Genomic DNA, 624 nt, shown 5'->3' with positions numbered 1-624 from the left:
GCCTTGGCGCGGCAGAGCGCCGCCTGATGCAGACCGTCATAGTCCGCGCCGGGGCGGAGGTTTTCAAAGCCCTCCCGGATTGCCGAATCCTCCATGCTGGAAATCCAGAGCCGCTTCATGGGCTTTTTGCAGCCCGCCAGCTCATAGACGTTGCGGAAAATCAGTTCGCCCTCCCGTCCCGCGTCACAGGCGTTTACCACCTCGGTCACATCCGGGGCGCACAGCAGCTTTTTGAGAATATCAAACTGTTTCTTCTTGTCCCGCCCCACGCTCATTTTCCAGTCCGAGGGCAGGATCGGCAGATCGTCATAGCGCCACTTGGCGTATTTAGGGTCATAGCTGTCCGCGTCGGCAAGCCCCGCCAGATGCCCCACGCACCAGCTGACCCGCCAGCCGTTCCCTTCCAGATACCCGTCCTTGCGGGCATTGGCCCCGATTACAGCGGACAGGCTTTGAGCCACCGACGGTTTTTCAGCAATCACAAGGCGCATAATCTTCATCCTCCCATTCTTCCCGCATAGATGTACGCAGCTTTTCCTCAATGCTGTTATCCTCTGTCAGCATCAGGTCATAGCCGAACCGGTAATCATATCGGTACAGTTTTCCTACCAGATCATTGATGAG

1 protein-coding gene and 1 pseudogene are annotated in these 624 nt (G+C 57.2%); both read right to left on the bottom strand.

The features are described from left to right. Positions 1-491 (bottom strand): toprim domain-containing protein (locus D5269_RS18155; protein ID WP_347707318.1); only part of this gene is annotated, 491 nt, incomplete at its 3' end. Then, a pseudogene (locus D5269_RS18795) lies at positions 472-624 on the bottom strand (conjugal transfer protein TraG); the annotation flags it as partial. The gene D5269_RS18155 and the pseudogene D5269_RS18795, both read right to left, overlap by 20 nt.

The sequence above is a fragment of the Anaerotruncus sp. 1XD42-93 genome, assembly GCF_009917605.1.
GTDB lineage: Bacteria > Bacillota > Clostridia > Oscillospirales > Ruminococcaceae > Anaerotruncus.
Note: the sequence above shows the minus strand (reverse complement) of the source record. Positions and strands in the feature narration are given on the sequence as shown.